This window comes from Streptomyces sp. NPDC002671, from assembly GCF_053592475.1.
In genome coordinates, this window is sequence record NZ_JBSFVU010000004.1 from 116028 (window position 1) to 127750 (window position 11723).

Below are 11723 nucleotides of genomic sequence, written 5' to 3' on the forward strand. Positions count from 1 at the left end.
CTGATACTGGATCCTCACGGTCCGGTCCGATGCATGGAGTCCGGTAAATGACCAGCGCCAGCACGCAGACCCCCATAGCCCCCGGCGGCTCCGAGGTGGAGCTGCTCATCGGCGGGATGACGTGCGCCTCCTGCGCCGCCCGGGTGGAGAAGAAGCTCAACCGGATGGACGGCGTCAGCGCCACGGTGAACTACGCCACCGAGAAGGCGAAGGTCACCTTCGCCGAGGGCGTCCAGGTCGCCGACCTCATCGCCACCGTGGTGAAGACCGGCTACACCGCCGAGGAGCCCGCACCCCCGGAGCCCGAACCCGGAGAGACCTCCGAAGCGGCGGAACAGGACGCCGAACTGGGCGCCCTGCGGCACCGCCTGCTCGTCTCCGCGCTGCTCGCGGCGCCCGTCGTGCTGCTCGCCATGGTCCCCTCCCTCCAGTTCGACAACTGGCAGTGGCTCTCGCTCACGCTCGCCGCGCCGGTCGTCGTCTGGGGCGGCCGGCCCTTCCACCGGGCCGCCTGGACCAACGCCCGGCACGGTGCCGCCACCATGGACACCCTGGTCTCGGTCGGCACGCTGGCCGCGTTCGGCTGGTCGCTGTGGGCCCTGTTCTTCGGCGACGCGGGCACGACCGGTATGCACGACGACTTCCGCTTCACCGTCTCCCGGATGGACGGCACCTCCACGATCTACCTGGAGGTGGCCGCCGGAGTCGTCGCGCTGATCCTGCTCGGCCGCTTCCTGGAGGCCCGCGCCAAGCGGCGCGCGGGAGCGGCACTGCGGGCCCTGATGGAACTGGGCGCCAAGGACGTCGCCGTACTCCGATACGAGGAGGGCGAGCGCGAAGCGCTCTCGGTTGAGGGCGGTGGTGGGAGACGGGTGGGCGGGCGTGAGGTGCGCGTCCCGGTGGCCTCCCTGTCCGTCGGCGACCGGTTCGTCGTACGGCCCGGCGAGAAGATCGCCACCGACGGCACCGTCGTGGAGGGCCTCTCCGCGGTGGACGCGTCCATGCTGACCGGCGAGTCGGTGCCGGTGGACGTCGCTCCGGGCGACACGGTCACCGGCGCGACCGTCAACGCGGGCGGCCGGCTGGTGGTCGAGGCCACCCGGGTCGGCGCCGACACCCAGCTGGCCCGGATGGCGAAGCTGGTCGAGGACGCGCAGACCGGCAAGGCCGAGGTGCAGCGGCTCGCCGACCGGATCTCCGCGGTGTTCGTGCCCGTGGTCATCCTGATCGCGCTCGGCACGTTCGGCGTCTGGCTGGCCGTCACCGGGGACACCGTCGCGGCGTTCACGGCCGCCGTCGCCGTCCTGATCATCGCCTGCCCCTGCGCCCTGGGCCTGGCCACCCCGACCGCGCTGATGGTCGGCACCGGCCGGGGCGCACAGCTCGGCATCCTCATCAAGGGCCCCGAGGTCCTGGAGTCCACGCGCCGCGTCGACACGGTCGTCCTCGACAAGACCGGCACGGTCACCAGCGGCCGGATGACCCTCCAGGAGGTCTACGTCGCCGAGGGCGAGGCCGAGGAGGAGGTGCTGCGGCTCGCGGGCGCCCTGGAGCACGCCTCCGAGCACCCGGTCGCCCGCGCGGTCGCCGTCGGCGCCGAGGAGCGGATCGGCGCACTGCCGCCGGTCGAGCACTTCGAGAACGTGCCCGGGCGGGGCGTGCGCGGGCGCGTGAAGGGCCGTGAGGTGGCCGTGGGACGCCTCTTCGAGAGCCTGCCGGACGACTTGGCACGAGCCCAGGAAAAGGCCGAGAGCAGCGGTCGTACGGCCGTCCTGGTGGGCTGGGACGGCCGGGCCCGCGGGGTGCTGGCCGTCGCCGACGCGGTCAAGGAGACCAGCGCGGAGGCGGTGCGCGAGCTGCGCGCCCTCGGGCTCACGCCGGTGCTGCTCACCGGGGACAACCGGACGGTCGCCGAGGCGGTCGCGCAGGTGGTCGGCATCGACGAGGTGATCGCCGAGGTGCTGCCCGAGGACAAGGTGGAGGTCGTACGGCGGCTGCAGCGCGAGGGGCGGACCGTGGCCATGGTCGGCGACGGCGTCAACGACGCGGCAGCGCTCGCCACCGCCGACCTGGGCCTCGCGATGGGCACCGGCACGGACGCCGCGATCGAGGCGGGCGACCTGACCCTCGTGCGCGGCGACCTGAGGGTGGCCGCCGACGCCATCCGGCTCTCCCGGCGCACCCTCGCGACCATCAAGGGCAACCTGGTGTGGGCCTTCGGCTACAACGTGGCCGCCCTGCCGCTGGCCGCGGCGGGGCTGCTGAACCCGATGATCGCGGGCGCGGCGATGGCCTTCTCCTCGGTGTTCGTGGTGACCAACAGCCTGCGGCTGCGCCGCTTCCGCTGATACCGCGCCGAAGTGGGAGTCCCCCTAGAGTCCTGCCCTCGGCTCACATAAGCTCTTCACAAGGCTCTCGCATCGTCTCTACGCTTGGGCTCCGATTGTCGTATCGGGGCTCTTGCGCACTTAAGGGACATATGCAAGAGACGCACATCACAGTGAAGCGAACGTAACCATCGAAGGGGTTCGACGGTCTAAGTTGGCGATGTCGGTTAGGCGTCTTGGGGGGCGCCCAACCGCCATCTGAGGTTGTCTTGGGGGACTTCCTCAGAGTTGCGTTGCCGGGGCACGTACACCGGGAAGCTTTGAGCGGCCCTCCCTGCGTGCGCTGTCCCGGCAGATCGCACCGCATCACTGGAGCCCAGCGGGTCAGCTCGCTGTGCTCGGACAGCGATTCAGGCGCTGTCTTCTCCGAGCGCCCGGCCGGATCCCGTGGGGGGAATCCGCACCGGGACACGGGAAGGCGCCCTGACCGTCGGCCCGTGGGGGGACCGGCGTTTCAGGGCGCCTTCTGCTCGTTTCGCTCCTCTGCCAGGCAATGCGGGGCGCCAAAGAATCGGCACCCCCACCGGCAGGTGTCAGCGGGCCTCGACCGGCACGAAGTCGCGCTCGACAACACCCGTGTAGATCTGGCGCGGGCGGCCGATGCGCGAACCCGGCTCCTTGATCATCTCGGTCCACTGGGCGATCCAGCCCGGCAGACGGCCGAGGGCGAACAGGACCGTGAACATCTCGGTCGGGAAGCCCATGGCGCGGTAGATCAGGCCGGTGTAGAAGTCGACGTTCGGGTAGAGGTTGCGCGAGACGAAGTAGTCGTCGGAGAGCGCGTGCTCCTCCAGCTTCAGCGCGATGTCCAGCAGCTCGTCGGACTTGCCGAGCGCGGAGAGGACGTCGTGCGCGGCGGCCTTGATGATCTTGGCGCGCGGGTCGAAGCTCTTGTAGACCCGGTGGCCGAAGCCCATCAGACGGACGCCGTCCTCCTTGTTCTTCACCTTGTTGATGAAGGAGTCGACGTCGCCGCCGTTGGCCTGGATGCCTTCCAGCATCTCCAGCACCGACTGGTTGGCGCCACCGTGCAGGGGGCCCCACAGCGCGCTGATGCCGGCCGAGATCGAGGCGAACATGTTGGCCTGCGAGGAGCCGACCAGGCGGACCGTGGAGGTCGAGCAGTTCTGCTCGTGGTCGGCGTGCAGGATCAGCAGCTTGTCCAGCGCGGCGACGACGACCGGGTCCAGCTCGAACTCCTGCGCCGGCACCGAGAAGGTCATGCGCAGGAAGTTCTCGACGTAGCCGAGGTCGTTGCGCGGGTAGACGAACGGGTGACCGATCGACTTCTTGTACGCGTACGCCGCAATCGTCGGAAGCTTGGCGAGCAGGCGGATCGTGGAGAGGTTGCGCTGGCGCTCGTCGTGCGGGTTGTGGCTGTCCTGGTAGAACGTGGACAGCGCGGAGACGACCGAGGACAGCATGGCCATCGGGTGGGCGTCGCGCGGGAAGCCCTTGTAGAAGTTCTTGACGTCCTCGTGCAGCAGGGTGTGCCGCGTGATCTCGTCCTTGAACGTCGTCAGCTCGTCGACGGTCGGCAGCTCACCGTTGATCAGCAGGTACGCCACCTCAAGGAAGGTGGAGCGCTCGGCCAGCTGCTCGATGGGGTAGCCGCGGTAGCGGAGGATGCCCGCCTCGCCGTCGAGGTAGGTGACCGAGGATTTATAGGCGGCGGTGTTGCCGTACCCGCTGTCCAGGGTCACCAGACCGGTCTGGGCGCGGAGCTTCCCGATGTCGAAGCCCTTGTCACCGACCGTGCTGTCGACCACCGGGTAGGTGTACTCGCCGTCGCCGTACCGCAGTACTACAGAGTTGTCGCTCACGTCTTCCCTCACCGACGTAGTGCCTCATCTTCGAGGTGCCCTGACTGTCTCTACCATCCCCCATTTGGCTCAGGAGAGTGCACTCGGGGTCGACCATTGGGCCTATTGGCGGCACTCAGTGCCGCCAACCTGCTCATCCTGCCCCGTTGTCTCCCTATCTGGAAGGGCTCTGTGACCTTCATGACTCATTTGATCGATCATTTTTCGTGATGAGTCTGAAGTCCAGTGCCGTACAGCGCCGTCCGGCCGACACCGTGCGCACCGCCTGGCCGATCGCCTTGCGTGAACCGACGAGGACAACCAGCCGTTTGGCCCGGGTCACCGCGGTGTACAGCAGGTTCCGCTGAAGCATCATCCATGCTCCCGTGGTGACGGGGATCACCACGGCGGGATATTCACTTCCCTGTGAACGGTGGATGGTCACCGCGTAGGCGTGGGCGAGTTCGTCCAGTTCGTCGAATTCGTACGGAACCTCCTCGTCCTCGTCCGTCAGCACCGTCAGACGCTGCTCGACCGGATCGAGCGAGGTGACGACGCCCACGGTGCCGTTGAAGACACCGTTCTGCCCTTTGTCGTAATTGTTGCGAATCTGCGTCACCTTGTCGCCGACCCGGAAGACCCGGCCGCCGAACCGCTTCTCCGGCAGCTCGGGCCGGCCCGGCGTGATGGCCTGCTGGAGCAGTCCGTTGAGGGTGCCGGCGCCGGCCGGGCCGCGGTGCATGGGCGCGAGCACCTGGACGTCCCGGCGCGGATCGAGCCCGAACTTGGCCGGAATCCGCCGGGCGGCCACGTCCACCGTGAGCCGGCCGGCCTCCTCGGTGTCGTCCTCGACGAAGAGGAAGAAGTCCTTCAGCCCGTCGGTGAGCGGATGCTGCCCGGCGTTGATGCGGTGCGCGTTGGTGACGACGCCGGACTGCTGGGCCTGCCGGAAGACCTGGGTGAGCCGGACGGCCGGGATCGGGCCGCCGTCGGCGAGGAGATCGCGGAGGACCTCCCCCGCACCCACGCTGGGCAGCTGGTCCACGTCCCCGACGAACAGCAGATGGGCCCCCTGCGGCACGGCCTTGACCAGCTTGTTGGCGAGCAGCAGGTCCAGCATGGAGGCCTCGTCGACGACCACGAGGTCTGCCTCCAGCGGCCGGTCCCGGTCGTACGCCGCCTCGCCTCCCGGTTTCAGCTCCAGCAGCCGGTGCACGGTGGAGGCCTCGGCGCCGGTCAGCTCGGCCAGCCGCTTGGCGGCACGGCCGGTGGGCGCGGCGAGCAGCACGGTGGCGTTCCTGGCACGGGCCAGCTCCACGATCGAGCGGACCGTGAAGGACTTGCCGCAGCCGGGACCGCCGGTGAGCACGGCGACCTTCTCAGTCAGCGCGAGCTTGACGGCGGCCTCCTGCTCGGGGGCCAGCTCGGCGCCGGTACGGGAGCGCAGCCAGCCGAGCGCCTTGCCCCAGTCCACGTCCCGGAAGCCCGGCATCCGGTCCTCCCCGGTCCGCAGCAGGCGCAGCAGCTGGGCGGAGAGGGACAGTTCGGCACGGTGGAAGGGCACGAGGTACACGGCGGTGACGGGCTCGGAGTCACCCTCGGGACCCGGCACCTTCTCCCGTACGACGCCCGGCTCCTCGCCGTCCTCCCCCGGCTCGGCCAGCTCGGCGAGGCACTCGATGACCAGCCCGGTGTCGACCTGAAGGAGTTTGACGGCGTCGGCGATGAGCCGCTCCTCCGGCAGAAAGCAGTGCCCCTGGTCGGCGGACTGGGACAGGGCGTACTGCAGTCCGGCCTTGACCCGCTCCGGGCTGTCGTGCGGGATGCCGACCGACTGGGCGATCTTGTCGGCGGTGAGGAAGCCGATGCCCCAGACGTCGGCGGCGAGGCGGTAGGGGTGCTCTTTGACGACGGAGATCGACGCGTCCCCGTACTTCTTGTAGATCCGCACGGCGATGGACGTCGACACCTCGACGGTCTGGAGGAAGAGCATGACCTCCTTGATCGCCTTCTGCTCCTCCCAGGCGTCGGCGATCTTCCGCGTCCGCTTCGGCCCGAGCCCCGGCACCTCGATGAGCCGCTTGGGCTCCTCCTCGATGATCCTGAGCGTGTCCAGCCCGAAGTGCTGGGTGATGCGGTCGGCGAAGACGGGCCCGATGCCCTTGACCAGGCCGGAGCCGAGGTAGCGCCGGATGCCCTGGACGGTGGCGGGCAGGAGGGTCGTGTAGTTCTCGACGTGGAACTGCTTGCCGTACTGAGGGTGCGAGCCCCAGCGGCCCTCCATGCGCAGGGACTCCCCCACCTGGGCACCGAGCAGCGCGCCGACGACCGTGAGGAGGTCGCCGGCGCCTCTTCCGGTGTCGACCCGGGCGACCGTGTAGCCGTTCTCCTCGTTGGCGTACGTGATGCGTTCGAGCACGCCTTCGAGTACGGCCGCTCGCCGCTCGCCCGTGGGATTCCCCGCCTGTTGCACCATGATCCGACGGTACCGGCGCCGACTGACAGTCCGGACCGGCTCGGGGCGGCTGGTGGCCCGGCACGGTACTGACGGTGGACGTCGACGTCCCGCAGTGGCAGGAGCTGTCGACCCGTCACCGGACCAGCGAGGTGGTCACGTACCGCGTCGTCATGCGCCCGGAGAAGAAGGCCTTCTCGATCACGGATGTCGTCCGCACGGTCGAGTTACTCGGCGGGCCTGGCCGGTGTGCGGCTGGGGAAGGCGGCGTCCATCGGCCGGAGCGTGTCGATCACTTCTCGTCCGCCGAGGGGCACCGCCTGATCCGGGGCGTGGCCGGGGAGCTGGGCCGGCGGGAGATACAGCCCGCCAGCGTGAAGATCGCCATAGGCGCCGCGATCGTCGGCGGACTCGGCGCCGTCGCCGCGCTGATCGCGGTGGCCGCCGTCAAGTGGCTCTGACGGGCAGGCGGGACAGGCCTCGGGGCGGCCCTGGTCAGGGCTTGCGGCCACGTGGTCGCCGGGTCAGGCCGTCCGGTCCGGGGCCTGCAAGGAGTCGAGCCACCGGAGGAGACGCGCGCCCTCGCGGGTCATGATGTCCGGGTCGCGCAGGGCGTTGGCCAGGAGGGACATGCCCTGGTAGGCGGCGACGAGGGTGACGGCGAGGTCGTCCGGGTCGGGCAGGGACAGGGCGCGGAACTGGTGTGCGGTCCAGTCCAGCAGGCGCCGGATGACCGTGCCGGCCTCCGCGTCGAGGGTGCCGTCGGCGCGTTTGTCGAGCTCGACGGCCAGGGTGCCGGTGGGGCAGCCGTGGCGGGCGGCGACCTCGCGCTGGTCGACCCAGGCTTCGATCAGGGCCTTGAGGCGGTCGCGCGGGTCGGCCAACTCGTCCAGGTGGCCAGTGAGTTCGTCCAGGTGTGCGCTGTGCTCGGAGAGCGCGGCGAGGACCAGGTCGTCCTTGGTCTTGAAGTAGTAGTAGACGTTCCCGACGGGGACGTCGGCCGCGCGCGCGATGTCCGCGAGGGTGGTGCGCTCGACGCCCTGCTCGTGCAGGACCCGGGCCGCGGCGGCCGTCAGTCGCCTGCGCTTGTCGGTCGCTCGCACTCGCGGCTTCACTGAGTCAGTCACCCAACTAACTATAGACAACCCCCGGGAAGGGCGTGCTACGGTCCTTCCACGCGAGTAAGTCAGCCAACTAACTAACTTGGGGGAAATCAAAATGATCGTGGTGACCGGCGCTACCGGCAACATCGGACGGACCCTGGTGCCCCTGCTCGCCGGGGCCGGCGAGGACGTCGTGGCCGTCTCGCGGCGCCCGCAGCCCACCGAAGGGCTCCCGGCCGGCGTGCGGCACGCCCAGGCCGATGTCGGGAACGCCGCGGGCATGCGGCCGGTCCTCGACGGCGCCGACGCCTTCTTCATCCTGCTGGGCGGCGAACTCAACGGCCACGGCGAGCGCCCGGACGCCCTGCTCGACGCGGCCGTGGACGCCGGGGTCAAGCGGATCGTCCTGCTCTCCTCCCAGATCAACTCCACCCGCCCCGAGGCCCCTTCACACACCCGCCTGCGCGCGTTCGAGGCCGCCGTACGCGCGTCCGGAGCGGACTTCACGATCCTGCGCCCGGGCGGATTCGCCTCCAACGCCTTCGCCTGGGCCGAGCCGGTCCGCACCCAGCGCACCGTCTTCGCGCCGTTCGGCTATGTGGCCCTGCCCGTCGTCGACCCGGCCGACATCGCCGCGGTCGCCGCAGCCGCACTGCGCGAGGGCGGGCACGCGGGGCGCACGTACGAACTGACCGGGCCCGCTGCCATCAGCCCGCGCGAGCAGGCTGCCGTGATCTCCCAGGCCCTGGGCGAGGACGTCGCCTTCGTGGAGCTGTCGCGCGAGCAGGCCCACGCCCACATGGCGCAGTTCATGCCCGAGGAGGTCATCGACGGCACCCTGGACATCCTCGGCATCCCGCTGCCGGCCGAGCAGGTGGTCAGCCCTGACGTGGAGAACGTCCTCGGCCGCCCGGCCCGGCCCTTCGGCGAGTGGGTCGCGCGGAACCTGCCCGCCTTCCGGTAAGACCTGACCTACCGAGTCGGAGAACGTGGCAGGCTTCAGCGGCAGTACGGTTCGGGCAAAGCTTCGAGGGGGCCGGTCGGTTGACCGTACCCCCTCGGCTTATCCCCCGTGTCCCCCTGTCAGAACTCCGTGGTCTCCCCCCGATCTCCCCCGGGTCTCCCCCTCCGGAAGCTCTGACGACTGGTATGACAGGCATTGAAGCGGATGGGTTGCGCACCCCTCCCATGAATTTCTGCGGGCACCTCGTCACGCGGCGACGTGCGTCATTCGTGGCCGCCGTCAGGGAGGGAAGGATCGGCGACGCCTGAGTTTCCCAGCACCTGGGCCAGCGCCTCCTGCGTCCTGCGCTTCGTCATCATCTTCTTCAGCGGTGGCACGCGGGCGACCGCACCGTCGAGCCAGGCGGTGTCGGCGAGTCGGTGGATCTCGCCCCTGGCGACCATGTCTTTCAGCAGGGCGTCGAGGAAGTAGACGTCGGGGAGCGGGTACCAGTGGGGGTGGCGGTCGAAGAAGACCATGTGGTCCTCGTAGGGATGGCGCAGCGTCATGTGGAGATAGCCGCCACCGCGCCCCCTGAAGGGACCCGGCAGGCCGGCGAGCATGCCGAACTGGGTGACGTTCTCGCCCTTGTTGGGGTATTTGGCGCCCACGACGACACGGAACCCCAGCATGATCCTCGTCCAGGGGATGAACTCCTCGCCGGAGTCCCGCGCGTGGGCGCACAGGCCGTCCTCGCGGAACTCCACCCAGGCACCGCCGCCCGGCCTGCGGGGGTCACCCAGCGCCCAGCGGTCCTCCAGTCGCGCCAGCGGTCCCAAAGACCTGCTCGTGTCGGTCATGTCCCCTATTGGATCACGTGTGCGACGAACCGGTCAGCCGTCTCCGCCACGGACAAGGTCCGTTCCACGTCAAGTCGTTCGAGGGGGCGAACAGCCGGGGGTGTTGGCCTTATGGTCTGCTCGGCACCTCACGGAACCGTGGCCGCGCGCGGCCTGTCTACCAGGACGTACGCCTACGAGGACCAAAAAGCACGACCAGAGGACGGACGACATGACGGTGACCCTTGCGGACGTGGCGGCCCGCGCCCAGGTCTCGCCCGCGACGGTGTCGCGCGTGCTGAACGGCAACTACCCGGTGGCCGCCGCCACGCGCGAGCGGGTGCTGCGGGCCGTCGACGAGCTGGACTACGTCCTCAACGGCCCGGCGAGCGCGCTCGCGGCGGCCACCTCCGACCTGGTCGGCATCCTCGCCAACGACATCGCCGACCCCTTCTTCGGGATCATGGCGAGCGCGATCCAGGCCGAGATAGGCGGGCCGGGCGGCCGGGCGGGCGGCGAACGCCTGGCGGTCGTCTGCAACACGGGCGGGTCGCCGGAGCGCGAGCTGACGTATCTCACCCTCCTCCAGCGGCAGCGGGCCGCGGCCGTGGTGCTGACCGGCGGGGCCATGGAGGACGCGCCGCACGCGGCGGCGGTGGCGGCGAAGCTGCGCAAGCTGGCGGACGCCGGGACCCAGGTGGTGCTGTGCGGGCGCCCGCCGGCGCCGGGCACCCGGGCGATCGCGCTGACCTTCGACAACCGCGGTGGCGCCCGGCAGTTGACCGAGCACCTGACCGGCCTCGGCCACCGGCGCCTCGGCTACATCGCCGGGCCGGAGGAGCGTACGACGACCCGGCACCGCCTGGAGGGCCACCGCGCGGCGCTGGCCGCGGCCGGCATCGAGGACGACCCTCGCCGGCTCGTGCACGGCCGCTACGACCGCCGGTCGGGGTACGAGGCCACGCTGGAGCTCCTGCGCCGGGACCCGTCCCTCACGGCGGTGGTGGCCGCGAACGACTCCGTCGCCCTCGGCGCGTGCGCCGCGCTGCGCGAGTCGGGGCTGCGGATCCCGGAGGACGTGTCGGTGGCGGGTTTCGACGATCTTCCGTTCAGCGCCGACGCGGTGCCGTCCCTCACGACGGTGCGCCTGCCCCTGTCGGAGGTGGGGGCGCGGGCCGGCCGTATCGCGATGGGCCGCGAGGAGCCGCCGCCGGGGGACCTCGCCACCGTGCGCGGGGAGCTGATGGTGCGGGGGTCCACCGGGGTGCCGCGGGCGTAGCCGGCATGGGGACATGGGGGGTGTGGGGGCTGCGGGCCTTTCGAGCGGTCGCCGTCGGGGCGGAGGCGTAGGGTCCGGAGTATGAAGCTGGCGTTCTCCACTCTCGGTGTTCCCGGCCTGCCCGTGCCGGACGTCCTGGCGCTCGCCACCGCGCACGGTTACCACGGCGTCGAGCTGCGCGCCCACCCGGAGGAGCCGGTGCACCCCGGCCTCTCCCCCGCCGAGCGGGCCGAGACGGCCGCCGCGTTCCGGGCGGCCGGGGTCGAGGTGCTGGCCGTCGCCGGGTACGCGCGCGTCGCCGCGCCGGGTGACGACGCGGCCGTACTCGACGAGATCCGCCAACTCCTCCAGCTGGCCCACGACTTGGGCGCCCCCTTCGTCCGCGTCTTCCCGGGCGCCGACCCCAGCCGGCCCCTCGCCGAGTCCGACGCCGTCGCCGCCCGGCGCCTGGGCACCGCCGCCGAGGACGCCACCGCGCTCGGGGTCCGCATCCTGCTGGAGACCCACGACTCGCACCGCACCGGCGCCGCCGCGATCCGCGTCCTCGGCCCGGTCGGCCACCGGCGGGTCGGCGCGCTGTGGGACGTCATGCACACCTGGCTGGGCGGCGAGCAGCCCGCCGACAGCTACGCCGCCCTCGCCCCGCACCTCGGATACGTGCAGGTCAAGGACATCTCCTCGGCCGAGGACACCACCCCGTTGCCGCTCGGCGCGGGCGTGCTCCCGCTCACCGAGTGCGTGGACGTCCTGTGCCGGCACGGCTGGGACGGCTGGCTGTGCTGGGAGTACGAGAAGCGCTGGTACAAGTCCGCCGCCCCGCTGCCGGGTCTGCTGGACGCGGGCCGCCACCACCTGGGCCGGCTGCTGGACGAGGCAGCCTGAGGAACCACGGCGAGGCGCGGCCTGAGCGACCGC

9 protein-coding genes are annotated in these 11723 nt (G+C 70.8%); 5 read left to right on the forward strand and 4 right to left on the reverse strand.

Translation table 11 applies throughout. The features are described from left to right. Positions 1 to 47 precede the first annotated feature (47 nt). Positions 48 to 2348: a heavy metal translocating P-type ATPase gene (locus ACWD35_RS07350; protein ID WP_451350181.1), complete on the forward strand. Its 2301-nt coding sequence runs from the start codon at positions 48 to 50 to the stop codon at positions 2346 to 2348. A 572-nt stretch (positions 2349 to 2920) separates the two neighbouring features. Here ACWD35_RS07350 and ACWD35_RS07355 read toward each other — a convergent pair. Both ACWD35_RS07355 and recD2 read right to left on the reverse strand, forming a co-directional pair. Continuing rightward, complete coding sequence (locus tag ACWD35_RS07355) at positions 2921 to 4210, reverse strand: citrate synthase (protein ID WP_451350182.1); 1290 nt, start codon at positions 4208 to 4210, stop codon at positions 2921 to 2923. Positions 4211 to 4388: 178 nt separating this feature from the next. Continuing rightward, positions 4389 to 6665, reverse strand: coding sequence for an SF1B family DNA helicase RecD2 (gene recD2 / locus ACWD35_RS07360; protein ID WP_451350183.1), 2277 nt, complete (start codon positions 6663 to 6665; stop codon positions 4389 to 4391). 74 nt (positions 6666 to 6739) lie between these two features. Here recD2 and ACWD35_RS07365 point away from each other — a divergent pair, with 74 nt between their 5' ends. Beyond that, on the forward strand, positions 6740 to 7105 hold the full coding sequence (locus ACWD35_RS07365) for a hypothetical protein (protein ID WP_451350184.1): 366 nt from the start codon (positions 6740 to 6742) through the stop codon (positions 7103 to 7105). A 63-nt stretch (positions 7106 to 7168) separates the two neighbouring features. Here the strand turns inward: ACWD35_RS07365 and ACWD35_RS07370 are convergent, their stop codons facing one another. Then, complete coding sequence (locus tag ACWD35_RS07370; RefSeq protein ID WP_451350185.1) at positions 7169 to 7771, reverse strand: TetR/AcrR family transcriptional regulator; 603 nt, start codon at positions 7769 to 7771, stop codon at positions 7169 to 7171. Positions 7772 to 7862: 91 nt separating this feature from the next. Between ACWD35_RS07370 and ACWD35_RS07375 the strand changes: the two genes are divergently transcribed. After that, positions 7863 to 8711: an NAD(P)H-binding protein gene (locus ACWD35_RS07375; protein ID WP_451350186.1), complete on the forward strand. Its 849-nt coding sequence runs from the start codon at positions 7863 to 7865 to the stop codon at positions 8709 to 8711. A gap of 263 nt (positions 8712 to 8974) precedes the next feature. Here the strand turns inward: ACWD35_RS07375 and ACWD35_RS07380 are convergent, their stop codons facing one another. Beyond that, on the reverse strand, positions 8975 to 9550 hold the full coding sequence (locus ACWD35_RS07380; RefSeq protein WP_451350187.1) for a hypothetical protein: 576 nt from the start codon (positions 9548 to 9550) through the stop codon (positions 8975 to 8977). Positions 9551 to 9761: 211 nt separating this feature from the next. On the opposite strand from ACWD35_RS07380, the gene ACWD35_RS07385 reads away from it, so the two are divergent. Further along, complete coding sequence (locus ACWD35_RS07385) at positions 9762 to 10808, forward strand: LacI family DNA-binding transcriptional regulator (protein WP_451350188.1); 1047 nt, start codon at positions 9762 to 9764, stop codon at positions 10806 to 10808. 81 nt (positions 10809 to 10889) lie between these two features. After that, positions 10890 to 11690, forward strand: a complete 801-nt coding sequence (locus ACWD35_RS07390; RefSeq protein ID WP_451350189.1) for a sugar phosphate isomerase/epimerase family protein — start codon at positions 10890 to 10892, stop codon at positions 11688 to 11690. The last annotated feature ends 33 nt before the right edge of the window (positions 11691 to 11723 follow it).

Bases quoted from the DNA above. Each gene is read 5' to 3' on its own strand.
- ACWD35_RS07380 (WP_451350187.1), bottom strand. From the start codon at position 9,550: ATGACCGACACGAGCAGGTCTTTGGGACCGCTGGCGCGACTGGAGGAC.
- ACWD35_RS07390 (WP_451350189.1), top strand. From the start codon at position 10,890: ATGAAGCTGGCGTTCTCCACTCTCGGTGTTCCCGGCCTGCCCGTGCCG.
- recD2 (WP_451350183.1), bottom strand. From the start codon at position 6,665: ATGGTGCAACAGGCGGGGAATCCCACGGGCGAGCGGCGAGCGGCCGTA.
- ACWD35_RS07350 (WP_451350181.1), top strand. From the start codon at position 48: ATGACCAGCGCCAGCACGCAGACCCCCATAGCCCCCGGCGGCTCCGAG.
- ACWD35_RS07385 (WP_451350188.1), top strand. From the start codon at position 9,762: ATGACGGTGACCCTTGCGGACGTGGCGGCCCGCGCCCAGGTCTCGCCC.
- ACWD35_RS07375 (WP_451350186.1), top strand. From the start codon at position 7,863: ATGATCGTGGTGACCGGCGCTACCGGCAACATCGGACGGACCCTGGTG.